This is a genomic window from Dorea sp. YH-dor226, from assembly GCF_039832105.1.
Taxonomy (GTDB): domain Bacteria; phylum Bacillota; class Clostridia; order Lachnospirales; family Lachnospiraceae; genus Dorea_A.
The window spans coordinates 1-22,706 of the sequence record NZ_JBDOHS010000014.1; the positions used below are offsets into that span (position 1 = coordinate 1).

General features: G+C 40.4%; 22 protein-coding genes. 2 read left to right on the forward strand and 20 right to left on the reverse strand.

The annotated features are described in order from the left end of the window. Nucleotides 1–57: 57 nt before the first annotated feature. Together ABE547_RS11295 and ABE547_RS11300 are read right to left on the reverse strand one after the other, a co-directional pair. Nucleotides 58–399: a transposase gene (locus ABE547_RS11295; RefSeq protein WP_347375517.1), complete on the reverse strand. Its 342-nt coding sequence runs from the start codon at nucleotides 397–399 to the stop codon at nucleotides 58–60. Between the two features lie 60 nt (nucleotides 400–459). Beyond that, entirely contained in the window at nucleotides 460–1,176 is a 717-nt protein-coding gene (locus ABE547_RS11300; protein ID WP_347378880.1) for a hypothetical protein, read from the reverse strand. A 425-nt stretch (nucleotides 1,177–1,601) separates the two neighbouring features. Here ABE547_RS11300 and ABE547_RS11305 point away from each other — a divergent pair, with 425 nt between their 5' ends. Further along, nucleotides 1,602–1,838, forward strand: a complete 237-nt coding sequence (locus ABE547_RS11305) for a hypothetical protein (RefSeq protein ID WP_347378881.1) — start codon at nucleotides 1,602–1,604, stop codon at nucleotides 1,836–1,838. Between the two features lie 586 nt (nucleotides 1,839–2,424). Here the strand turns inward: ABE547_RS11305 and ABE547_RS11310 are convergent. From ABE547_RS11310 to ABE547_RS11380, 15 genes are all read right to left on the reverse strand, one after another. Beyond that, nucleotides 2,425–2,904 carry a site-specific integrase gene (locus ABE547_RS11310; protein ID WP_347378882.1) on the reverse strand — a complete coding sequence of 160 codons (480 nt, stop codon included), beginning with the start codon at nucleotides 2,902–2,904 and terminating at the stop codon, nucleotides 2,425–2,427. A 52-nt stretch (nucleotides 2,905–2,956) separates the two neighbouring features. Beyond that, nucleotides 2,957–3,493 (reverse strand): restriction endonuclease subunit S, encoded by a 537-nt coding sequence (locus ABE547_RS11315; RefSeq protein ID WP_347378883.1) that lies wholly within the window; start codon nucleotides 3,491–3,493, stop codon nucleotides 2,957–2,959. A gap of 296 nt (nucleotides 3,494–3,789) precedes the next feature. Beyond that, the gene (locus ABE547_RS11320) at nucleotides 3,790–4,950 is read right to left on the reverse strand and encodes an IS91 family transposase (protein WP_347378884.1); all 1,161 of its coding nucleotides are present in this window, start codon (nucleotides 4,948–4,950) and stop codon (nucleotides 3,790–3,792) included. Beyond that, the gene (locus ABE547_RS11325) at nucleotides 4,943–5,830 is read right to left on the reverse strand and encodes a tyrosine-type recombinase/integrase (protein WP_347378885.1); all 888 of its coding nucleotides are present in this window, start codon (nucleotides 5,828–5,830) and stop codon (nucleotides 4,943–4,945) included. The genes ABE547_RS11320 and ABE547_RS11325 overlap by 8 nt, the downstream gene beginning before the upstream one ends. 624 nt (nucleotides 5,831–6,454) lie before the next feature. Then, complete coding sequence (locus ABE547_RS11330; RefSeq protein ID WP_347378886.1) at nucleotides 6,455–9,595, reverse strand: HsdR family type I site-specific deoxyribonuclease; 3,141 nt, start codon at nucleotides 9,593–9,595, stop codon at nucleotides 6,455–6,457. 106 nt (nucleotides 9,596–9,701) lie between these two features. Continuing rightward, on the reverse strand, nucleotides 9,702–10,250 hold the full coding sequence (locus ABE547_RS11335; protein ID WP_347378887.1) for a restriction endonuclease subunit S: 549 nt from the start codon (nucleotides 10,248–10,250) through the stop codon (nucleotides 9,702–9,704). Between the two features lie 33 nt (nucleotides 10,251–10,283). After that, nucleotides 10,284–10,727, reverse strand: a complete 444-nt coding sequence (locus tag ABE547_RS11340; protein ID WP_347378888.1) for a hypothetical protein — start codon at nucleotides 10,725–10,727, stop codon at nucleotides 10,284–10,286. Then, nucleotides 10,720–11,178 carry a DUF3990 domain-containing protein gene (locus ABE547_RS11345; protein ID WP_347378938.1) on the reverse strand — a complete coding sequence of 153 codons (459 nt, stop codon included), beginning with the start codon at nucleotides 11,176–11,178 and terminating at the stop codon, nucleotides 10,720–10,722. Before ABE547_RS11345 ends, ABE547_RS11340 begins: the two co-directional genes overlap by 8 nt. 48 nt (nucleotides 11,179–11,226) lie before the next feature. Further along, nucleotides 11,227–12,438, reverse strand: coding sequence for a restriction endonuclease subunit S (locus ABE547_RS11350; protein WP_347378889.1), 1,212 nt, complete (start codon nucleotides 12,436–12,438; stop codon nucleotides 11,227–11,229). A 1-nt stretch (nucleotide 12,439) separates the two neighbouring features. After that, nucleotides 12,440–14,983, reverse strand: coding sequence for a type I restriction-modification system subunit M (locus ABE547_RS11355; RefSeq protein WP_347378890.1), 2,544 nt, complete (start codon nucleotides 14,981–14,983; stop codon nucleotides 12,440–12,442). Between the two features lie 313 nt (nucleotides 14,984–15,296). Then, nucleotides 15,297–15,770 carry a transcriptional repressor gene (locus ABE547_RS11360; RefSeq protein ID WP_347378891.1) on the reverse strand — a complete coding sequence of 158 codons (474 nt, stop codon included), beginning with the start codon at nucleotides 15,768–15,770 and terminating at the stop codon, nucleotides 15,297–15,299. Nucleotides 15,771–15,787: 17 nt separating this feature from the next. Further along, nucleotides 15,788–15,925: a FeoB-associated Cys-rich membrane protein gene (locus tag ABE547_RS11365; RefSeq protein ID WP_347378892.1), complete on the reverse strand. Its 138-nt coding sequence runs from the start codon at nucleotides 15,923–15,925 to the stop codon at nucleotides 15,788–15,790. 36 nt (nucleotides 15,926–15,961) lie between these two features. Then, nucleotides 15,962–18,136 (reverse strand): ferrous iron transport protein B, encoded by a 2,175-nt coding sequence (gene feoB / locus ABE547_RS11370; RefSeq protein WP_347378893.1) that lies wholly within the window; start codon nucleotides 18,134–18,136, stop codon nucleotides 15,962–15,964. Nucleotides 18,137–18,244: 108 nt separating this feature from the next. After that, complete coding sequence (locus ABE547_RS11375) at nucleotides 18,245–18,466, reverse strand: FeoA family protein (protein WP_235248703.1); 222 nt, start codon at nucleotides 18,464–18,466, stop codon at nucleotides 18,245–18,247. Between the two features lie 16 nt (nucleotides 18,467–18,482). Beyond that, nucleotides 18,483–18,695 carry a FeoA family protein gene (locus ABE547_RS11380; protein ID WP_347378894.1) on the reverse strand — a complete coding sequence of 71 codons (213 nt, stop codon included), beginning with the start codon at nucleotides 18,693–18,695 and terminating at the stop codon, nucleotides 18,483–18,485. A gap of 232 nt (nucleotides 18,696–18,927) precedes the next feature. Here ABE547_RS11380 and ABE547_RS11385 point away from each other — a divergent pair, with 232 nt between their 5' ends. After that, nucleotides 18,928–19,302 carry a metal-dependent transcriptional regulator gene (locus ABE547_RS11385; protein ID WP_347378895.1) on the forward strand — a complete coding sequence of 125 codons (375 nt, stop codon included), beginning with the start codon at nucleotides 18,928–18,930 and terminating at the stop codon, nucleotides 19,300–19,302. Between the two features lie 142 nt (nucleotides 19,303–19,444). Here the strand turns inward: ABE547_RS11385 and ABE547_RS11390 are convergent, their stop codons facing one another. From ABE547_RS11390 to ABE547_RS11400, 3 genes are read right to left on the reverse strand one after another with little or no spacing between them, the layout of a single operon-like run. After that, complete coding sequence (locus ABE547_RS11390) at nucleotides 19,445–20,083, reverse strand: precorrin-8X methylmutase (protein WP_347378896.1); 639 nt, start codon at nucleotides 20,081–20,083, stop codon at nucleotides 19,445–19,447. Continuing rightward, nucleotides 20,073–21,653: a cobyric acid synthase gene (locus ABE547_RS11395; RefSeq protein WP_347378897.1), complete on the reverse strand. Its 1,581-nt coding sequence runs from the start codon at nucleotides 21,651–21,653 to the stop codon at nucleotides 20,073–20,075. Before ABE547_RS11395 ends, ABE547_RS11390 begins: the two co-directional genes overlap by 11 nt. After that, nucleotides 21,635–22,681: a threonine-phosphate decarboxylase gene (locus ABE547_RS11400; protein ID WP_347378898.1), complete on the reverse strand. Its 1,047-nt coding sequence runs from the start codon at nucleotides 22,679–22,681 to the stop codon at nucleotides 21,635–21,637. Before ABE547_RS11400 ends, ABE547_RS11395 begins: the two co-directional genes overlap by 19 nt. Nucleotides 22,682–22,706 lie beyond the last annotated feature (25 nt).

Consider the following 22,706-nt stretch of genomic DNA (forward strand, 5'->3'; position numbering starts at 1 on the left):
AATAGAATGAGAGTTTTCCCTTAATCGCGCCGTCTTCTGTCTTTATGGCAATGAACATCATTCTTTGGTTCTTGCTGACTTCCGACGGCTGGCTGCGAAAAAAGCACTTGCTTCCTCGAGAAATTCATTTTCCTCTTTCAGACGCCGGATTTCTTTATCCTGATCCTTAACACGTTTGCGGAGCATAGCAAGTTCCTCAGCGAGGCTCATTGCACTTTCTGGAGTATGTACACCGTCGCCAATATCCAATGTGCCGGCTCTAACTGCTTTCAGCCATGTATGGATGGTTCCTTCTGGAATACCTAATTCTTTGGCTGCCTTAGCACCGCCGATTTCTCTGGCAAGTTTGACAGCCTGGACCTTATATTCGTGGTCGTATTTTCGTTGAGTACGTGACATTGAGAGTTCCTCCTTATTCTCTTTATTATACATGAATTCTTTGAGAATAAGGTGTCAACTTTATTTATACAACATCAGATGATTCAATGCGGTAAGAAGGTGGCTTTCTAATTTTTCTACAGATATTTGTTCGAGATAATATTTATTTCCTGTAAACACCGATCCGTCTTTATATAAAGTCAAGGGGTAACTGTTGTCAAAAAAAGATAAAGTTATATGCTCTTGCACACCATATGCCGCTTCTTGAACAAGACGATAAAATTCCTGTGCTTCGGCAAAGCACTCCACTCGTGCCTTATTTTGCCTTTTCTCATTTACTATGGAACTGAAAAGACCACTTTTTACCTCATAATGTTTGCCAATTGCACATTCAAAATCGGTATGATGTATGCTTCCGTCTGCCCAGCGAAACTTTCCTGAACAATTGAGTCTGCTGACCATCTTATGTTTAGTATTAGTAATAACGTATCTATCCACTTCATCTATTGTCGGTATTTGGAGTGTTTGCCACTTATCGTCGCCAATCAGCGGAATCGCTTCCTCAAATAATAACTTCTTTGCTAAATCAACGTACTCGTTTGAAAACTGAAATGGCAAAGACTTCTCATAATATTCAGCTTTTTTGTTTAACGCTATTGTGAAATCAGAGCTTCCATATTTTAACGATTCAACCAAATACGGAGTTTTGTTGAATACGTCAGTGTAATGATCATCCTTTTTCTTATGCTCACGCATATTAATCTGTGCCTGATTGTATCGTTCGGTCAAGCTACTCATTTTTTACGTCCTCCTTATCATTTTATCAAAACACTTTTTATAAAACGGATTTCCCACATTCGCAGCAGAATTTATTGCCCGGGGTGAGCTTTGTACCACATCGAGTACAGAAATTATGTATGGTCTGCTCCTGCGGCTTTGATTTAACCACGATGATGGAACAATGATAACTGAGGGAAACGGCTCTCCATCGCAAAGTCGATATCGCTCTGTTGCGTAAATGTGAAATGTCTCGCCACATTTTACCGTGTAGAGTTTTCCCATTCTCTTATCTTTTCTACTTTTGTATCGTCATGCGATAGAATTCTTGACACATTCTAGCAATCATCACTGTTTTTTTTATTATATCTCAAAGTCGGATGACCAGCAAGACTTTGTATGAAAAAGATCTGCATCGGGCGTTTTTGATGGCTTGGAACGCCGTCTTGGAGAACCGAGAGGATTTCCTTCCGATATGGGAGGAACAGGCTCATGGAGATAATGCGCTGGCGGCTTTGCGGGCAAGGCAATTCATGGAGCTGGCTGCGGACACCACGCCGCAGAATGAATTGCAGCTTTCCTTGGTCAGCAAGACGCTGGAATATTGTACAGTGGAGCCGGAAGGCGTTATTACCTTCCACCTTCTGGACGGTTCGGAGCTTGGAATAGAGATTGAAAAGTAAAAAGAATGCCAGCGTCAATGTGAAAAACAGTCGCTGGCTTTCTTTTTTTGTGTTTGCGCGCCATGGGCGCGCTCTAGCGGGTGCAAGTCCCGAACATGCCCGGGTAGTGGGAAATGTATAGCCGAACAGCAAGGGTGTCCATCGTGAGGTGGAATCTGAAGGAAGCTGTAAGCAAATCTCTGGTCCGACGGACAGAAATCGCATATAAGGCTAGGCTGCGAGAGATAAGTTGGCACAAAGCAACGAAGTCTAATAACTACCACATTTGTAGTAGCAGAGTAGATGCGGCGGATATATGGAGAGAAAGAGCGTGCACCTTAAGCGTGGAGATCTCACAGAGGTTCCATTAGCCTAGTAACAACGAACTGTGAGAAGTCAGCCGAGCCCATAGTAGTGAAGAAGTTTCTGTAATGGAAATGGAGCGAAGGGGTGAACAATCAATAAGTTTGAGTATGTCTCGAATTGCAGAAATGACAACATCTGGCGTATCCAATTGGGATAAAGGTGGTCAAATCAAGCGAGACGGAAAGGAAAGAACGCATGGACACAAGTAATCTAATGGAGCAGATACTATCTAGCGATAACCTCAATGGAGCATATCTGCAAGTCGTACGAAATAAAGGTGTGATATTGTCAATACCGGACTTTTCATAATATAATTCTCATCTTCAAGCCAAGCGAAAAAGCTGGACAAAATGCGACGAATATTATCTATATTACTCTTGCTGCACTGAGATTTCTGCTGGTACTCTGATAAATAATTACGTAAAGCATCCGTAGTCATGTGTGTCACATGACTATCCACTTGGGAAAACATCTTTTGCAATGAAGTTTCATAATAGCGCAGAGTTTTTTCACTACAGCCCTCCACACGCTTTGCGGAAAGAAACATTGTTAAAAGTTCTTCGTTTGTTTCTGTATTCCGTTGCACTGCACCTTCTGGTTTTTCAATAACTTCAACTGACCATAAACAATGCTGTAATGTTTCTAAAAGATGTTCCAACTGTGCATTGTCTAAATATGGCAGCATCTGACGAATAATTTCTGAAATAATTTGTTCTTTCATGTTGGTATACCTCCAAAATTCATACTATACCAACATCCTACCCCACTTATTTTTAGCCAAAATATTCCTGCATAAGAGATTTTTTCAAAGTTTCCAGTTCTTGAAGCCCCTGCTGTACTGCCAATTTTGATTTGTCGGTCTGTTCGACAAAGGTAATGTATTGTTTTTGCAGTGGTAGCGGCGGTATTAAATAGTGCATTTGCATAAATGGCTTTTGGGTAATCTTTTTCAAATCTCCCGCATCTTGATATCGTGTGAAATCAATATGCTCCATCAAGGCACATAGATATCGGATATCACACTCTTGGCTATTTATGTTGCTAATATACATCGCATTATCAGTCACCCAAAGTGGGGCTTTGACCAAATGAACGTTGCCGCTCTGAAAACCTACACGTCCAACAATGATAGTGTCATAATCGCAAAGAACTTCATCTGTGTACCATGAAATTCCATTGCCACCATAAGCGGGAACGCCCGTATCAAACCTCTTGTTGTTTGGCAATGTTTTGCCATTTGACAGTTTGAATAATGCCTCGCCTGAAACCGTTGGTAGGCATTTTTCATTCTTTAATGGATCCCCAAACAATTCGACAAATTATTTCGTGAACAATCGGCGTCAGGGCAGAGGAAAAAGCAGACTACACTTTTCATGTATCTGCCCATTCCTCTGGACTGCACACCGATTTTTACCAATTGAACCAAATCGCGTCCGGTTAGCCAAGACGCTATGGAATTTCAATCTGTTTTCTCTTCCCTGATTTTATCAAAAATAATCGATTTTGAAAATCTGTAAATTCTCTTACTGACACTTTTGTGGATTGATGACACGACAAATAGACCTTCCTGGTCAGAAGGCTTTCCAATCATATTTAATTGTATTTTCTACCCCGTAAGGGAATAGGAACCATGGAGTCTGTAGGATGAGAGTTTTCCACCACATGCTTCACATTTGCAGATATCTTTTTGATATAAAATCAGAAGCTTTTCGGCAACTGTCTTATTTTTTAACTTTGAGAAATATCGCATACTGTTTAAAAGTTTTCTGCATAAATCCATCTTTTCTTTTTTGCTTCTGCAAGAAAGAATACCGTAGTGCCGGATACGAACAAAACCTTTAGGGAGCACATGCATAAGAAACATGCGCAGGAATTCTGTCCCTTTCACAGTATAAGGAATCATTTTTCCACCATTTTTGTAGTCTTTAGCAAGATAAGTGACTGTTTCGGATGTCATACTGATAATCCGGCGATTGCTGATGGCAATCCGATGTGTGTATCTGCCCAGATATTTAATCACCGAATTAGCTCCATTAAAGGCTTCTTTGGTATATACAATCCATTCTTTTGCATAAAGCGTATCTAATAGTTCCTTGAAGGTATAATGATTTTGAAGTTTTTGTGATGTCCCAGAGTATTGCAGTTTTCTTGACTCACGAAGCAGTTTGAGTTCTTTTAGATAATGTTTCTTAAATACAGCTGACATCACTTTTACTGGAAAGAAAAATTTTTTTCCTTTATCTCTCCAATGATTGATAGAATCCAGACCACCGCCAAGAACTATGGTATGAAGATGCGGATGATAATTCATTCTTGAACCCCAAGTGTGAAGGACACAAATGTACCCGATTCTTGCTCCAAGATGTTTTGGATCAGAAGACAGTTCTGTCATAGTCAGATGTGCTGCATGATACAGCGCATCATATAAAAGCTTCTGATTCGAATACACTAAAGGATACAGTTCTTCCGGGAGTGTAAATACGGTATGAAAGTATGGAACATCAAGTACATTTTCCTGTTGTTTATCAATCCATTCATCGACTTCCATAGCCTGACACATCGGACAGTTTCTGTTTTTGCAGGAATTATAATGAATATACCGCTTGTGACAAGATTCACATTCACTGATATTTGCTCCCATTTCGGCAGTTCTACATTTAGAGATACATAGCGTTGCCATATGCTGTTCTGTTGAAAAAAGATGTGTTTCGCTGTACTCCGGAAGGAATTGATGAAAAATATCCCGAATGGTGATTTCATTACTCATTAGAATCCCCATCCTTTTTCTTGGGTTTACGACCACGTTTTTTCTTTTGAGGATGATCTAATGGACTTTTGATTCCCATTACTGTTTTATTGGAAATATGGATATAAACCTGTGTCGACTCCAGACAACGATGCCCAAGCATAGATTGGACATAATTAATGGGAACACCTTGCTCAATCATGTGACTGGCAAAGGAATGGCGGAGGGTGTGTGGATGCACACTTAGTCCCGCATCTTTTCCAACCACTCGAAGCATAATCTCGACACCACTTACTTTTAGTGGTTCATGAGGTTCGTCCAAAGAAACAAACAGATAGTCTCGTTTAACAGGATAACTTCTCCAATACTCCTTTAAGAGTTCAAGTGCCCGGTTTGAGAGTATTGTCCAACGGTCACGATGATTCTTACTTTTGGGAATATAAACCTGCATCCTGCTCATGTATATATCTTCAGCCCTAAGTTTTACAAGTTCGCCAACTCTAAGTCCTGATGAATAAAGCAGTGCAATGATCGCTTTGTTTCGGATGTGTGAAGCAGTAGCAATCAGAGTCTCAACTTCATCAAGTGACAGGACTTCCGGAAGTCGTGCATCAATTCGCATTCTAGGAACAACATCCTGATCCCAAGGTATATGAAGCACATGTTTAAATAGAAATGCAATGGAAGAATTGTAAAAGTTGCATGTGGTTGCAGAGACACCACTTTTTCTTTTGAAAAGAATAAACTCTCTGGCATCCTGTAGGCAGAGTTCTTCCATAGGTTTATTACCAGTCCATTTCATAAAAGAAGCGATATTTGATATATAAGCTTCTGCAGTTCGAAAAGAACGGTTGCGAATCAGACATTCTTCTTTCAGTTGTTCAAAATATTTTTCGTACATAAAAAACCTCCATAAAAAATCAGTAGTAAAAACACTGCTTACATGGAGGTGCATTAGCATCATAAAAATGCTTGTAAAACAAGCGGATAGATAGTATTATTTTCATAGGCAGTGGTCGGGATAAGCCCGTTTTTGAAGTATGTTTTTGGTCGCACTTAAACAATACTATCTTGGGACATTCCTGTCACTGCTTTTTTAGAAAAAACTGCGCAACAGCCTTGGTAGGCCATCGCGCAGCGATTTGGTTCAATCGGGATTTCACAAGCCTGTCAAAATAATCCATTCTTTGCTTCTGAACTCCTATAAGATAATCTATTTTATCTAAAACATTCGCTATTTCCTTCTGTTCCTCCAGTGATCGAAAATTAAAAGGGAACTCCATCAGCGTTGATAATTTCAAATTATCACGCACACTTCCAGAAGCATAGTTTTTGATTAGCATATGGGCAATGTCACTTTTCAGGTAATGTAATAAATACCTTTTATCTACAGATTCATCAACCCCAAAAACAACATATAGTGGACTGACAATTACTCTTTCTTCACTGTGCTGCCAACAAGGGATTAAGGTTATGATTGATTCACCACAAAAGGCGCTATCTCTTTGATAACGCCTTCCTACTGTTAAATATCAAATCCACCCTCTAATATGAATGTTCGCAGCAGGTGATCTAATTTTGCCCGAACTTTCCGCTTTGGTATATCTGTATTTTCTTTTTCATCAAAATATCGCTTTGCTGTCTCAATATCTATGTTTTGAATCAATTCATCATATTGGCCAAATGCATTAATGTCCTCTTCCGTAACATGTTTTTCCATAATCTGTCTCAGTTTCTGTTCATAGATTCCCAGGCGCTCTGCAAAGGTACTGATCTGATCGCTTTTCGCCCTCGTCTGATATTCAACGATGTATTCTCTCACATTTTTTTCATCACTGACTACCAAATCATGGTTCTGTATGTCTTTCAGAAGAAGATTGGCAAATTTTTGTTCTTCCTGGGAAAGGCTGGAAAAAGATCGATGAAGTTCATTTAACATATGGTTAATCGTTTCTTCGTCTGCATGATCATTTAGCAGCTTAACATACTTTTTAAATCGGCTGTCCATATAATCAGAATCAATTTTTTCAGTAGATAATGACATCAGATAAGGATCGATATCATATGCTTCATCAACGCTGTCCCCCGCATCTCTTCCGCGGCTTAATTCTTTATACCGCTGCAATAAAGAATCAAAAGTATGTTCATCAAATTTAAGCGAATAACTTTCCTTTTCTCCATCGACGGTATCGAATTCATAAGTCAGTTCTTTCCATATGAAGCCCTGTACCTTCGCCGGTTCCAAATGCTGGTTTATCTCCCGGAATAACCTGGCGAACTTCCGCTTCTCAGTCACATCATCCGGAAGCCTGGAAAAGTCAGATATGCCTGCCACTTCAAACAGTCTATGTATCTCCTCGTAACATTTGTTCATTGCTTCCAGATTTTCTTTTAATTTCGGGACAAAGATGCCGTATGGCTTATTGCCGGAATACTGTTCAAACGCATATTCCACAATGTTTTTCATGGTGTAAGGTCTTCTGTAATAACGGATAATTCCATGTGATTTATCATCTGTAAAAACACGATTCGTTCTGGAAAAGGCCTGGATAATCATCTCAATGTTCGTCCATTTATAGAACTTATCCATGTATAAGGTATTTAACCACTTTGAATCATAGCCGGTAAGCATCTGATCCACAACAATCAGAAGATCCAGACACTTTTCCGGTTCATTTTCGATTGCCACATATGCGTCTTTGTGCGCCAGTCTGGCACACACATCTCTTTTAAATGCCGCATAACCGGGTATATTATACTTCACACCAAAAGTATTCTCATAATCAATTAATATTTCTGCTATTCCTTCTATCTTATCGAAAGATTTCTGGTTATTGCCGTCATGAGGATCAAACACAGCAGTAATCTTAAGCCCGGAATTTCTTGATTTAATTTCATGATAATACTTGATAGCTTCCGGAATACTGCTTGTTGCCAGCATCGCATGAAACTTACCGTTATGACTCTGCGGAATCCAGTTTTGAAGAATATCATCTACAACCGCCGTTCTATGTTCATCCCTGTCATACTGTGCATCCGTCAACTGCCCCTCAATACTTTCTAACTCATTCCCTTCTTCGTCCAGATCAGCACCCATAGGAACTTCATTCATCCAATGGTAATAGATGGCTTCTTTTCTTGCATTTCCAAATATCTCTGTCACATCATCAACTTTTGCTTTTTCCAGTGCAATTGCCGTTCTCAAATCATAATCTTTATATGTCGGCTGAGGAATAGTATCAAACCCAAGCACATTTCCGTCCCTCATTCCGTCTGCAATGGTATATCTCGTTCCCTTCAGTTCATCCCCAAACACATCTGCAGTAGTTGTATCTTTCTTCTTATTAATCTCAAGAATTGGAGTTCCAGAAAATCCAATAAAAATTGCTCTGGGAAATGTATGTTTAATCGTTGCCAGCATGTCCCCAAATACACTTCGGTGACATTCATCCACAATAAATACAATTCTTTTTTGATTTATTTTTTGAATGTCTGCGATATTGATGCTTTCGTCCGGCTTTATCCGACTCATTTTCTGAATAGATGTAACAATCAAGGTATCTTTTGCAGAATCACTCTTTAATTTTCCCACAAGAATTTCCGTATTTTCAGTAGACTGCACCTCATCAGTTTCATCTGCAAATCCCCGATATTCTCTCAGAGATTGCGTCCCCAGTTCAATTCGATCCATAAGAAATACAACTTTATCTGCGTCCTTTGAGTTGTCAATCATCTGCGCAGCCTTAAAACTTGTCATGGTCTTTCCTGATCCGGTTGTATGCCACACATAACCACCGTAGATATTCTGGTCATCCCACTTCATTTCACTGACTCTTCTTGATATCTTGCTGACTGCATAATACTGATAACTTCTCATTACTTTCAGTGTGTTATCCGTCTGATCCGCAACGGTATAAAACCCAATTAATTCATGTGCCATAGGAATGGACAACAATCTTTCCGCTATCGTATTCCAGTCATTGATTGGGTTATTATACTGATCTGCCCAGTGAAAACAAAACTTTTTATTATAAAATTCTGCACGCCCGGGATTTGCAAAATATACACATTCTTCCGGATTCATCGCCACAAAGATCTGTACTAAAGAAAACAATCCGGAAAACACACCTTCCTGCAGATACTTCACAATCTGATACTGCGCATCAGAAAGAGGTACTCCACTTTTTTTGAGTTCTACATGAATCAATGGCATTCCATTAATCAACAGACAAAAATCTCCTCTTCGCTTCGGATAAACTTCGTTCCTTGCATGAAATATCGGCTGCTCAGCAATCTGATATCTTGTTCTTCCGGCAGCAATTTCATTTCTGTCAAAAATTTTCAGTGAAATCATCTTTCCAAAATTATGAACATCCTGTTCATTATCTCTGATGATCTGCACATGACCGCCATTGATAAATCCATTCAATTTCAATGGTGTTTTTAACGCCTTCATCTGTTCCAAAATCTGCTGCATCTCCCCCTGGGTAATCGGATAATCTCCCAGACGGTCAACAGATCTGTTATTCTCATATATAATATTTGCCCAGTTCTGTATCAGGTCTTTTTCATCTTTGTATCGTAAAACGCCATCCTTCCAGCCTTTTTCTTCGACGAGCGTCCGAATCAAATCGGCTTCAAATCTGGCCTCACTGTCATAACTCATTTCTTCACTTCCATTCAATTCTAAATTCTATATGTATATTAATTGTATTGCAGTTTCTATCCATACAACATACAGCCTTTGCGTTACCAGACATATACTTAGCTTTTTACTTTGGTACAAACATCTTTTCAATCATTATTTTCTTAATAAATTGAAGCATTTTAGCCTTACGCTGATGAAGGGTGATAAGGTGGTCGAGGTTGGTCAAATAGTTGCCTATTGACACCTGTTCCTGTTTTTCAGGTAAAAGTAAATCAATTTCCATAAGTGTTTCTGCATTCAGCTTGGCACGACTACCACCAACCAGTAATGACTCAATATCTGCTTGACTGATGGCAAATGCAAGAAACTTGTTGTCTGCAATTTCATTCTTGCCTTGCAGCACATGGGCGTGGTTATTCACCCAAATACGCCCTTTTACACACTTTACTGGATAATTTTTGAGGTCATTCGCCCCGTCCTCGGCAACAAGAATAAATTCGCCTTCGTGAGTATAACCGTCAACATAATCTTGTATTCCGTTTGCTCCATAATAAGGAGTCGAACCGGGAATACGAAGATTTGCAGCCACAGGAATGCGAAGATTGTCATATCTGTCTGCGACTTCTCGAACCTTACGCTGTTCCCAAGGATTAGCATTTATATAACCGTACACATTTTTACATACTATGCTATCTATTAATTCTATCTATGCCAACAAAGCTCCTTCTTGATAAGAACATCGCAAATAATCAGGATTGCTATAGTATACATTGGAATTAAAATATGATATTTCATCACTAATAAAGGAAGCGAACACGTCTATAATTGCCTGTGCTTCTTCATCCTTCTCCGCTGTTGCCAAAACAAGTTGCTGATACACCCTTCCAATGGATGTGACAGATGGTACATTATACTTGCAAGTAGTAACTGTATCAAAATTCCCCTCTAGGATTCCGTATTGTTCAATCCACTCATCAGAAACCTGTTCAAAACTTAGGCAATGATTTACCTCAGCTACCTTCAATTCATGTTCCATATCTTTTTTTGAAATTCGTGCAACAATATCTTTTCTATGATTTTTTGTCACTCGTGCCACATACTCTATCATCGTACACACATAATATATATCATCATTTCTTTTTTCATTCATTAATACATTCACTCCTCTCATACCGAAGACAATCCAATGCCTTTATTGTATGAAAACTGATTTGATGTGTTGGATGCTGAAATTTAGCATATTCCCAAAACACTTTCCTGCTAATATTTCCAGCAAGATAATCATTCACAAAATTCCAAATTGTATCATCTGCCATTGGTCCCTCCACTATATCATATGAATGGATCTTTCCTGACCGACACTCTGCAATAAAATCTAACCATTCATCACTCATTTCATTAAATTTCTTAATATTTAAATTCTGATTCTCCTGATAAGAATATATATTTACAATTCCATTTTCGTTTCGTCGTTCAGCCCATCTACATGCCTGCTTATAACTGTTTGTACAATAAAATCCCCAAGAGAAATCTTTGGTATATTTAGTTTTTCGTATTTCCGGAAACTCTACAATTTCCCTACTTCCATGATATAGTGTCAACAATTTCACTCAAATCAATCCCCTTTTCACATCTTATGCTTTACTTATTTATAGAAACATCTTCGCTAACATTGATTTTTTAATATTTTTTAATTTTTCCACCTCTCGCTGATGAAGGGTGATAAGGTTGTCGAGGTGGCGGAAATATTCTCCGATTTGTTTCTGTTCCTGATAGTTTGGAATAGATAAATCAAAATCAGATAAAGCTTCTTTGGTTATAGTTTTAATTGTTCCTCCCGGTGCTTTCCGAGCTTCATCTATAAACTTTTGCTTAATTATATATGCCCAGAAGGTCTTATCAATTTCAACCTTATATTTTTCAAAGATTAGGACTGTTCTATCTACAAAAGCCCCGTATTGCGTGATCGCAACACGCCCGATACTTCCTTGTAAAGTAACTAACACCGAATTTTTCTCAACAAAAACACTCATAGGTTGAGCTAATATACTGATTTTCTGTTTGGTATCTTCAACTAAATTCATTTCATCTGATACATCAGCTACTTGAACAAATGGCATTGCTCCATCGCCATCGTACCATTCACTTTTTCCGTATGGTTGAGGGAACGAACCACGCCTATATGTTGCTACTTCTCCTAACTTACGCTGTTCCCAATCATCAGTAAATCCGCCAAACCTAATCTCTGGTTTTTTTTCACCGTTTTTAGGAAACATTTTTTCCAACATAGATTTTTTCACATCAACCAACTTGTTATACTTACGCTGATGAAGGGTGATAAGGTTGTCTAACTCCTTAAAAAATGTCCCAATTCTCCTCTGCTCATCAACTGACGGCATACTAATAACTGTATTCAAAATGTTGTCGTTATAAAGTCTTTTAATGGTGCTACCTTCAATCCCTGCCCATTTTACGACAGAATAAAAGCATTTCAAAAATGAATTATCAAGTCTATCATCGTGGCTTAACCATACGATATTGGAATCTTGAAAATACTCATTTTTGCCTGTAAATTCAACAGTTCTACCGATACTACCAGAAGCAGATATTAGAATATCACCCTCTTTTGGATAAGGATACTTTGACCTATATTCAGCAAATAACTCGCTTGAAATATAAGCGTCAGCTTGTCCACCAAAAGTCCCAATTTTATAGAAAGGAATATCTCCACTTTCGGAAGTCTGTTCCTTGAAAATACGACGGCACATAGACACAGAGCCTACTTCCCCCAACTTACGCTGTTCCCAATCATCCGTGTATCCGGCAAATCTTATTTGTGGTTTTTTTCTGTTTTCCTCCATATTATTCACCTCCAAGCAGTGCTTTGAGGCTGGCTATCCCCTTCATATCAGATTCATTTCCACATAATTCGTCCAGCATCGATACCAATGATTTTTCCGCTTCTTTTATTTCTTTTTCTATACCAATAAGTGTAGTTTCATACTTATCACCGAGTGTCTGTACCTGCTTGATCAATTCTCCAATTACTTGCTTAGGAATGTCCATTAATTCCTCTTGTAAAGGCCGGATCCATTTTTCTACAAGAAGTTCTTCTGCCTGTATATCAGTAAGAGATTCTATCGTTTCTTTTGTCTTTATATGCAGTGCAGCTGTCAGGTCTTTTATTTCTTTTTTTGTTTCTTTTTCTTCTTTGCTCAACTTCGTATATTGTTCAAGTATTTCTTTTAATTTCTTCTCGTCTTCTGTCTCCGGATGCTTCAATTCTTTTAATCTTGCAGTTACACCTTTTGCATGAAAGGCATCCTGAGCCTCATTTAATATTTCGCTTTCTTTGTCTTCTTCTGCCATCTCCTCTATCATTTCTTCATACTCAGAAATAATCTCTTCAATCCGTCTTTCTTTTTCTTTTATCTCTGCCAACTGGTCAGAAAGAAATACTCTCTGAACCAAATCAAATGGAAGAATTCTTCCTTTCCATCCATCCTGTACTTCTTTATCTTTTTTCATAATCAGATTCGGTTCTACTACTTTCACTGCAGCTTTCCCCTCTGTGCCAATGATATCAAAGTCAATCGATATCTTTATCCATTCATCATCCAACACCTGATATGCGTGATATTTATCTACTAATGGAATATCTGCCAGTCTTGCAAATATATTGTTGCCAATCTCTATTTCCTCTTTTACCGGCTGCACCTCTTCCATCTGACGAATCAATCGTTCTTTTATATATTCTTCAAAGTCTTCAAAGCGTTTTTCGTACCTCTCGATGAATCCTTTTACATCCTCGCTGTTTTCTATAACATGGCTGATATCTTTACTTCTAAGTTCAGAATAAAAAGCATCGTTACTGACAAACAGCTGATCTTTTAATTTGGGAAAAGCCTGCCAGTATATCGCAAGATCGTCAATCTCTGAATTCGGGATTCCCCCCACCATACTTGCATAAAGATCCCAGGATTCTGCTTTTTCCGAAGAATCGACATAACGAGGAATATTCAGATTATATCCATTGGCACGAATTTCATCACGGCTGACGAGTTTTGCATACTTATCAATCGTTTTTCTCTCTGTGTAAGTATCTACAATTCTTTTGATATCTGAAGCCCGAAGTATATTGTTTTTCCCACTCTTTACAAATCCCTTGGATGCATCAATGATCAGTACATCACTTTGCTCCCGCTTCTGCTTTAACACCATAATAATCGTTGGGATACCCGTTCCAAAGAAAATATTCGCCGGAAGCCCAATAATTGCATCTATGTGGTTTTTCTCAATCAGATTTGTTCTGATTTTTTCTTCCTCCCCACCTCGGAACAGTACACCATGCGGTAATACAATTGCCATAATTCCATCTGGCTTCAGATGATACAGATCGTGTAAAAGAAAGGCATAATCAGCCTTGCCCTTTGGTGCCAGACCATACTCACAATACCTTGGATCAGACTCTTTTCCATCCGGAGTCCACTGCTGTGAATATGGTGGATTCGATACTACCGCATCTACACGAAGTACCGGCGGATAACTACCAATATCGATAGGCCAGTCATCCTCCAGAGTATCTGCATTTCGCGTAAATAGATTAGAAGGATTAATACCTCGCATAATCAGATTCATTCTGGTAAGGTTATATGTGTTTTCCTTTAGCTCCTGTGCGTAATACTGAATACTGTCCCGATTCATATATTTGGACGCACTGTGTCCGATATTGATCAGGAGAGAACCGGATCCTGATGTCGGATCATAAATTGCAATATGATCTCTGTCCTTCAGATGATTTGCAACAATCTCTGATATGAGTAGTGATACCTCATGCGGTGTATAAAATTCTCCTGCCTTCTTTCCTGCATTTGCGGCAAAATTAGAAATCAAATACTCATATATAAACCCCAGCACATCATAGCCCTGTTTCTCATCCATGGGGATATCTTTAATCAGCTGAATCAGATCACTGATTGCTTTTGTCCTTGCATTACTGGTCTCTCCAAGTTTGGATAGTCCAGTCTGCAGGGTATCAAATACGCCATCGAATACTTTTCTGTGGGATTCATTGATTAATCGTTCAAATGCAGACAACGCATCTGTAACATTAGACACATCAAAATTTTTTCCCATGCTGAGCCAGGTAGAAAACAAATGATCATATGCAATAAAATAACCAAGATTTTTTTTGCACTGATTAACCGTTTCTATATCCTCTTCTACTAATTCAACAAAATCTTCTTCTTCCCAATCATTTTTCTTTAAGAATTCCACTTCTTTATCTGAAAGGAATTTATAAAATATAAATCCCAGAATATAATCCTTATATTCATTCGCTTCAATTTTTGAACGCATTTTATTTGCCGATTCCCAGATTCTGGAGGCCAATTGTTGTTTATTCATGCACATGAACCGCCTTTCTGTCCCATACTCACTCTCTTTTTCAACGAAAGTAAATCATTACTTGTATTTTACCAAAATTCCTGTGGATTGACCACACCGTTTACACAAAAAGGAGCATTCTTGTATATCCTGCAATTGCAATCAAAAAGGACTGTTATCTTACACCGGTATGAGATCCGAAATCATGCAATTTTCACAAGAAAAGCCGAGGTAAGCGATTTAGCGTCGAGGCGTTCTTGTGAAAATTGCAGATATCAGAAAACTCATACTCCGTATATCACAACAGTCCTTTATGATTCAATTCTATCAATTATTATTCTTCCGACTGCACCAGTGTAACGTCCTTTACCCGCTTTCCCTTTGAAAAGCCACACTGCTTCAGTCCTTTTTCGATTACTTTTCCCATGGAATGATAATCCAGCTCTACAGTCGTATCATCTTCCAGTCTGATCAGACATTTTCTGCACGCAGCCTGTTTCTGTCCACACAGCTGATAAGCAGTTTTCCTTTTCAGTGCACCGATCTGTTCCAGTGCATCAACTGTGCGATATACCGTCGCATTTCCGATTCCCGGATCCTTCTTCACTGCCAGATAATATACTTCCTTACAGCAGGTACAAGGTTCTTCCAGAATAATATCGATCAGAAGCTTCCGCTGTCTGGTAATCCGGAATCCATTGGCACGAAGCTGTTCTATGATGGATTCTTTTTCCGGCACCTGAGAATCACAGGTCTGAAATTCTGTATCTTTTTCTTCCGTAACGGAACTTTGGCAATCCTTGTTCATCGTTTACTCTCCGGCTTCTAATGGCAATGTCCGCTGCAGTGTTTACAGTCACATCCGCACTGCAGAGATTTTCCGGCTTTTTTATCTTTTATCATGCTGCGTACGGCCATTCCTACGACTCCCACCAGCACAAGTAATACTACTACTGTTCCCATAAAACCTGCACCTCCTGTTTTTTCAATTGCTGCTGATTAAGCTCTGACTTTTCCTGTAATACTTTTGGGAACTGTCAGATTCTGACTTTCCTTATATGGACGGAACAACAGATACAGGAAACCAATGATCATGATAAATGCAACCACAGTTCCGATACCGAATGTTCCGGTCGCAAGCAGTGTACCAATCTGATATACACACAGAGATACCACATATGCAAGCAGTGTCTGGTATCCGATTGCAAACCAGAACCATTTTGCATTGTTCATCTCACGCTTAATTGCTCCCATCGCTGCAAAACAAGGTGCGCATAAGAGATTGAATACCAGAAAAGAATACGCTGCCACCTGAGTAAATGCACCTGCAAGGGATCCCCAGATCTCGGCGCCATCCTCGGCAACTTCTCCAAATCCATACAGAATTCCGAACGTTCCTACCACATTTTCTTTTGCAACTAACCCGGTAATAGCTGCCACTGCTGCCTTCCAGTCTCCCCATCCAAGCGGAGTGAAGATCCAGGCGATTGCAGAACCGATTGCTGCAAGTATACTGTTTTCCATATCCTCAACCATACCGAAGTGTCCGCCTTCGAATCCGAATCCCTGTGCAAACCATACAAAGATCGTAGACAGAAGAATGATGGTTCCGGCCTTCTTAATGAAAGACCATCCACGCTCCCATGTACTTCTCAACACATTACCGACTGTCGGCAGATGGTATGCCGGAAGCTCCATAACGAACGGTGCCGGATCTCCTGCGAACATCCTGGTCTTCTTTAAAATGATACCTGAGCATATAATTGCCGCAATACCTACAAAATATGCACTCGGAGCAACCCATGCAGCTCCGTCAAATAACGCACCTGCGATCAGAGCAATGATCGGAAGCTTTGCACCACATGGAATAAATGTAGTCGTCATGATCGTCATCTTGCGGTCTCTGTCATTTTCAATCGTTCTGGAAGCCATAACACCCGGAACACCACATCCGGTACCGATCAACATCGGGATAAACGACTTACCGGACAGTCCGAATTTGCGGAAGATACGATCCATGATAAAAGCGATACGTGCCATATATCCACAGCCTTCCAGAAATGCCAGAAAAAGGAATAATACCAGCATCTGCGGAACAAATCCAAGTACTGCACCAACACCACTGATGATACCATCTACCAGAAGTCCGGTAAGCCATGGGGCACAGCCGATAGATTCCAGCGCACTCTGTGCACCCGGAATGATCCACTCACCAAATAGCGTATCATTTGTCCAGTCAGTCAGGATGCTTCCGACTGTAGAAACAGACACATAATATACGATAAACATTACGACTGCAAAGATTGGCAGTGCAAGGAAACGATTGGTTACCACTCTGTCGATCTTATCTGATAAAGACATCTGATTCTTTACACGTTTTTTATAGCAGTCTTCAATGATACTTCCTATGTAATTATAACGTTCTCCGGTAATGATACTTTCCGCATCATCATCCATCTCTTTTTCACAGCTTACAATATCTTCTTCGATATGATCCAGCAGGGATTTTTCAAGTTTCAGACTCTCCTGAACCTTCTCATCCCGTTCAAAAAGCTTTACGGCATACCAGCGTTCCATACTCGATTCTACACGTCCTGTAATCGCTTCTTCGATGTGCGCAATTGCATGTTCTACGCATCCGTCAAAGTTGTGTGCCGGCTGGCTGCTCTTTCCACTCTTAGCAATCGTTACGGCACGCTGTGCAAGCTGATCAATACCTTCTCCCTTTAATGCAGAGATCTCTACAACTTTACAGCCGGTATCCTTTCCAAGGCGTTCAATATTCAGCACTTCTCCATTCTTTCTCACCAGATCCATCATATTTACTGCAATGATGACCGGAATTCCAAGTTCGGTAAGCTGTGTTGTGAGATACAGATTTCTCTCCAAATTGGTTCCATCAATAATATTGATAATTGCGTCTGGTTTTTCTCCAATCAGAAAGTTTCTGGATACTACTTCCTCCAGCGTATAAGGAGACAGAGAATAGATTCCCGGAAGATCCACCAGAATTGCTTCTTCCCCTTTCGCTGTATATCCTTTGATTTTTCCTTCTTTTTTCTCCACTGTTACACCAGGCCAGTTTCCCACGAATTGATTGGAACCGGTCAGTGCATTAAACAATGTTGTCTTTCCACTGTTCGGATTACCCGCAAGTGCAATTTTTACTTTCATATTCTGCCTCTCTTCCTTATATCATATCTATTTGTTTTTTTATAAGTTTTATTGCTTGTATTTAACTTTTATTAGTTTTTACTAACTTATATCTAAAAAAATAATCAGTTATTGTACTTCTATCATTTCTGCATCCGCTTTTCTGAGAGATAATTCATATCCTCTGACTGTTACTTCCACCGGATCCCCAAGAGGTGCTACTTTTCTAACATAGACCTCCGTGTTTTTGGTAATACCCATATCCATAATTCTGCGTTTTACCGCACCCTCTCCATGGAGCTTTACAACTTTCACTGTCTCTCCGCATTTTGCATCCTTTAATGTTGCCATCTGTACACCTTCCTCCTTATACCATGATTTTATTCGCCATTTCCTTACTGATTGCCACACGTGAATCTTTCACCTTTACAATCAGATTTCCATTGATTTCTGATACGACAGTGACGAACCCGCCCATCACAAACCCCAGGCTTTCTAAAAAACGTCTGGTTTCATCCTTTCCGCCAATTTTTCTGATTTGAATCATTCGGCCACTTTCGGCCATAGTCAAAGGCATCATAGTCCACCTGCTTTCGTTTTTCAATAAACAATCTCATTTATTACATTGGTTAGTATATGCTTACCATTATTATATGTCAATAACTGTAATTGATATTTTTTTTCAATATGAGAATCGATCTCTTCAATACGATTGTATGTCCGGGACATTTTCTTTGCACTTGACCCACCGAAAAGTTACTGCTATAATCGATATAACTGTAGAAAACAACTCCAGAAAAGAGGAGAAAAAGATGCGTAATAACCGATCTTCAGAAGATTATCTGGAAACCATATTATTATTGAGTAAAAAGCTTCCCGTTGTACGTTCTGTAGATATTGCAACTGAACTGAATTTTTCAAAACCCAGTGTCAGTGTTGCTATGAAGCACCTTCGAGAAAATGAATGTATCGAAGTAAGTTCTGCCGGTTTCATCACATTAACCGAAAAAGGAAAGCAGATTGCCTCAAGTGTCTATGAACGTCATACTGTGTTATCCGACTGGCTGATTTCTCTGGGAGTATCCCCTGAGACTGCTGTGAATGATGCATGTGAGATGGAACACCAGATCAGTGATGAAAGTTTTCAGGCAATGAAAGAATTTATTAAAAAACATACATCAGAATAGATGTGATTTTTAATCCTTTCACTAAGAAATAAGAATCACCCACGGAATTCCGTGCTTTGAAATACGAGATTTCCCGTGGGCGATTCTTATTTTAATTTATTTAAGACTACCGGTTTCCCGACAGCCCATATCACGGCTTCTGTCATGGAAGCATATAAAGCAATGCATTGCAGATGCAGGCAGCGATATTGCTTCCTCCCTTTCTGCCCCTTGCTACAATATATGGCACTTCTTCCTGCGACAATATCAGTTCCTTGGATTGTACCACATTAACAAAACCTACCGGGACACCAATCACAAGCTCCGGTCGGATTCTTCCTCCCCTGATCATCTCATACAGATGAATCAATGCCGTCGGAGCGTTTCCTATGGCAAAAATCAGTTTTTCATCCAGTGCACAGGCTTTTTCCATGCTTGCGACCGCTCTGGTCGTTCCATTCTCTTTTGCAGTCAGTGCGACATCTTCATCTGACATAAAGCAGTACACCTGACCGCCATATCTTGCAAGCTTCTTTTTATTAATTCCTGCTTTTCCCATCTGCGTATCCGTAATAATGGATGCTCCGTTTCGAATCGCTTCCAGCGCTTTTTCCACTGCACCTTCCGAAAACATCAGATTTTTTGCATACTCAAAATCTGCGCTGGTGTGAATACAGCGCTTTACGATTGCGGCATGCTCTTCCGGAATACAGATTTCCATCTGCTTCAGCTCTTCCGTAATAATCTCAAAGCTTCTTTTTTCAATCTCCGCAGGCAATACATTTTCAATCTCAATCTTCATATCCATCTTCCTCCTCTTCCAGAATCTGATAGATCCGTTCCATATCAAGGTGATTTCTTAACGTGTCAGCCAGTAAATTATATTGTGACTCTTTAAACTTTTTCAAATCTATAGTTCCACATTCATGAACATCAATTCCTTTTTCCCCAGCAAGTGCACGGACAATCTCTGTTACGATCTCCTCCCGGTCGAAGATTCCATGTACATAGGTTCCACAGACATTTCCTCTGGAAGCTCCGTCCTGATTTCGTATATATCCCAAATCTTTTCCGATGACTTCAGGTTCTTTATTCTTCTGCACGGTATCATATATCTCATTCATCGGCAGGAGCCCCTTCAGTCCGGTTTCCCCCATATGAATTTCATACCCTTCAAATTCCATATCTTTCAGTCCCTGAAAGATTCCATCCGGATGCCGGAATGTCCCAACAACCCTGGTTCTGGTTTTCTCTCTTCCAAAGATTGTCTCCACCGGAAGAAGTCCCATTCCTCTCATACAGCCTCCGGATTCCACGCCATCCGGATCTGACAACTTTTCTCCAAGCATCTGATAGCCCCCACAGATGCCCCAGACAGCCGTTCCTCCCGACGCTGCTTTTTGTATCGCAGCTTCCAGTCCGTTCTGGCGCATCCAGCGTAGATCTTCCATCGTATTCTTGGTCCCCGGAAGAATAATCATGTCCGGATGTCCGAGTTCACTGCACTGCTTCACATATCGAAGCGATACTCCACTCAGGTTTTCCAGCAGCATAAAATCTGTAAAGTTTGATATTCTGGGTGTACGTATCACTGCAATATCTATACTTCCGGCAGACATATCCTGCACATTTCTTTTCCGGCGTCCTTCAAACCGTTCCGTCAGACTGTCCTCATCTTCAATTTCTATCTGCATGTAGGGTGTAACTCCTACCACCGGAATTCCGCCTTTTTGCTCCAGCATGTCAATTCCCGGATCCAGAATCGTCTTGTCTCCTCTGAATTTATTGATGATCAGTCCCCTGACCAGCTCTTTTTCCTCTTTTTCCAGAAGCATCAGAGTCCCCAGGAGTTGTGCGAACACTCCGCCCCGGTCAATATCACCGACCAGCAGCACCGGAGCATGTACCATTCTGGCAAGCCCCATATTTACGATGTCATCCTGCTTCAGATTGATCTCCGCCGGACTGCCCGCCCCTTCTATGACAATGATATCGTATTCTTCTTCCAGCTGATGAAATGCCTTCAGAATATCCGGGATCAATTGCTTTTTATAGGCAAAATACTCCCTTGCGCTCATATTTCCAAGGACCTCTCCGTTTACAATGACCTGTGATCCCACATCGTTGGTCGGTTTCAGGAGGATCGGATTCATCTGGACCTTTGGTGGGATTCCCGCGGCCTCTGCCTGTACGACCTGCGCTCTTCCCATCTCAAGTCCATCTTCTGTGATAAATGAATTCAGTGCCATATTCTGCGACTTAAAAGGCGCCACTTTGTATCCATCCTGCCTGAAGATCCTGCATAACCCCGCACAGATCAGGCTTTTTCCTGCATTGGACATCGTGCCCTGTATCATAATTTTTTTAGCCATACGATCAACCTTTCATTTTCTTCCTGTGTTCGCACTGCGATCCGATAGTACCCTGAATCCAGTCCCTCATAATTCTGACAGTCCCGGATCAGAAATCCTGCGTCCAGAGCCGCCTCATACAATCCCGGCCTTCCGGAAAAAAAGATATAGTTTGCGCGGGATCCATAGACCTCATACCCCATCTTCCTCAATTCCCGTATCATCCATGACTTCTGAGCCCCTACATATTTTCTTGTCTGTTCTATGTACTGTTCACAATCCTGAAGCACTGCCGTTCCTGCCACCTGTGCCAGAACAGAGACATTCCAGGGTTGGAGCATCTCTGCCATCGAATGCAGCAGCTGATGGTTCGCACTGATCGCATATCCCAGACGGATCCCCGGCATACAGAATATCTTAGTAAACGCTTTGACGATCAATAACTCCGGATACTGTTCCAGATATTCTTTACTTTCATACACTTCCGGAGTCTCCAGAAAATCCAGAAAACACTCGTCCAGTAAAAGTATGGCACCGCATTCTCTGCACTTTTTTAAAACTTTCAGAATCAGATTTTTTTCTGTCACCTGTCCGGTCGGATTATTTGGATTGCACAAAAACACCATGTCCGTCTGTGGAGTGATCATCTTAAGAATCTCATCTTTCACCTGAAATGCATCTTCCCTTTTCAGTATGCAGTAATCGACTTCCGCGTTCACCACCCGAAGTGCCCGTTCATATTCAGAAAATGCCGGTGCCGTCACCAGCGCCCGTTTTGGTCTGATCGCCAGTACCGCTGCAAAAAAAAGCTCTGCAGCCCCATTGCCGCAAAGTATATGATCCATATCTGTATGCTCAAAACCGCCAATGGCTTCTCGAAGTTTACTGCACCACATATCCGGGTAACGGACGATATTTTCTGCATTGTTCTGCACAGCCCGAAGTGCGCTTTCCGGTACCCCGAGCGGATTACTGTTCACCGAAAAGTCTGTCACATGCGGATTCCGGTAGATATCACCGCCATGCACCTGTCTGTTCTTTTTTTCCACCTGTCCAACTCTCCTTATCAGGTAT

Coding starts and splice junctions, on each gene's coding strand:
- ABE547_RS11320 (WP_347378884.1), bottom strand. CDS start 4,950: ATGAGTAATGAAATCACCATTCGGGATATTTTTCATCAATTCCTTCCG.
- ABE547_RS11385 (WP_347378895.1), top strand. CDS start 18,928: ATGCGTAATAACCGATCTTCAGAAGATTATCTGGAAACCATATTATTA.
- ABE547_RS11295 (WP_347375517.1), bottom strand. CDS start 399: ATGTCACGTACTCAACGAAAATACGACCACGAATATAAGGTCCAGGCT.
- ABE547_RS11375 (WP_235248703.1), bottom strand. CDS start 18,466: ATGGCAACATTAAAGGATGCAAAATGCGGAGAGACAGTGAAAGTTGTA.
- ABE547_RS11390 (WP_347378896.1), bottom strand. CDS start 20,083: ATGAAGATTGAGATTGAAAATGTATTGCCTGCGGAGATTGAAAAAAGA.
- ABE547_RS11355 (WP_347378890.1), bottom strand. CDS start 14,983: ATGAATAAACAACAATTGGCCTCCAGAATCTGGGAATCGGCAAATAAA.
- ABE547_RS11365 (WP_347378892.1), bottom strand. CDS start 15,925: ATGGGAACAGTAGTAGTATTACTTGTGCTGGTGGGAGTCGTAGGAATG.
- ABE547_RS11300 (WP_347378880.1), bottom strand. CDS start 1,176: ATGAGTAGCTTGACCGAACGATACAATCAGGCACAGATTAATATGCGT.
- ABE547_RS11360 (WP_347378891.1), bottom strand. CDS start 15,770: ATGAACAAGGATTGCCAAAGTTCCGTTACGGAAGAAAAAGATACAGAA.
- ABE547_RS11325 (WP_347378885.1), bottom strand. CDS start 5,830: ATGTACGAAAAATATTTTGAACAACTGAAAGAAGAATGTCTGATTCGC.
- feoB (WP_347378893.1), bottom strand. CDS start 18,136: ATGAAAGTAAAAATTGCACTTGCGGGTAATCCGAACAGTGGAAAGACA.
- ABE547_RS11395 (WP_347378897.1), bottom strand. CDS start 21,653: ATGGCTAAAAAAATTATGATACAGGGCACGATGTCCAATGCAGGAAAA.
- ABE547_RS11310 (WP_347378882.1), bottom strand. CDS start 2,904: ATGAAAGAACAAATTATTTCAGAAATTATTCGTCAGATGCTGCCATAT.
- ABE547_RS11330 (WP_347378886.1), bottom strand. CDS start 9,595: ATGAGTTATGACAGTGAGGCCAGATTTGAAGCCGATTTGATTCGGACG.
- ABE547_RS11350 (WP_347378889.1), bottom strand. CDS start 12,438: ATGGAGGAAAACAGAAAAAAACCACAAATAAGATTTGCCGGATACACG.
- ABE547_RS11380 (WP_347378894.1), bottom strand. CDS start 18,695: ATGATGCCTTTGACTATGGCCGAAAGTGGCCGAATGATTCAAATCAGA.
- ABE547_RS11340 (WP_347378888.1), bottom strand. CDS start 10,727: ATGAATGAAAAAAGAAATGATGATATATATTATGTGTGTACGATGATA.